The organism is Neisseria sp. N95_16 (assembly GCF_002551535.2).
Lineage (GTDB): Bacteria > Pseudomonadota > Gammaproteobacteria > Burkholderiales > Neisseriaceae > Neisseria > Neisseria brasiliensis.
This window is the reverse complement of sequence record NZ_PDBT02000160.1, coordinates 1-719: the sequence shown is the minus strand read 5'-3', so window position 1 is coordinate 719 and position 719 is coordinate 1. Positions and strand designations below refer to the sequence as shown.

Below are 719 nucleotides of genomic sequence, written 5' to 3'. Positions count from 1 at the left end.
ATTGCGGTTCTCGCCATTGTTTGTGTTTGCCTATATTTCGTTGGAATATAGGGTTAAAATAGGGCTCTTTTGGGCTTATTCAAATTAGGGACACGCCCTGGATACAAAGTCATTTTATCTCCCCTATCTTACCTACAAATTCACCTCCTACGGAAATACCTGATCCAATACCAACCTCCATAGTAAATTTTTTAGGTGAGTTCCCTGTAGTTGATGAAAAACCTAAACAACCACCATACAAACATCCTTTTCCTCCAATTGATACCCCTTTTAATGTATTATTAATTTCGCTTCCCAATTTAGCTCTTTCAGTAGGCGATAAATTAATTACCCAACCAAAATTAAGAGAAGCTCCTAATTTTCCACTACCTCTGGAATTATTTGTACCTCCTGATAGGGACATAAATACTTCTCCTGTTCTTGTATTAATGATAATACGGGTACTCTTACCAACAAATGATCCTTGAGGTAAAGCAACTTCTGCAGCTATAAAATGAGGAATACCTAAGGGTTTGTAATTTCCACAATAAGAATCCGATCCTCCTGATGAACGACATTTATTGTAATCTCCGCTCAGCAAACCTTCTTGTATAAAGTTCAAAGAATTCTTCTCCACCGCCACAGCTGCCGCATTCGCCGCCGCATTCACATCGCCGCCCGCCACACCGCTTACCGTACCGGCAACCAGTTTGCTGTATGCCAGAATCTGTTCGCGCTCT

1 protein-coding gene is annotated in these 719 nt (G+C 40.8%); it reads right to left on the bottom strand.

Going from position 1 to position 719, the window contains the following annotated elements; all coding sequences use genetic code 11:
- Positions 1 to 109 precede the first annotated feature (109 nt).
- Positions 110 to 719, bottom strand: a 610-nt coding sequence (locus CRG49_RS13675; RefSeq protein ID WP_232727262.1) for a VENN motif pre-toxin domain-containing protein, incomplete at its 5' end; no start/stop codon positions are given.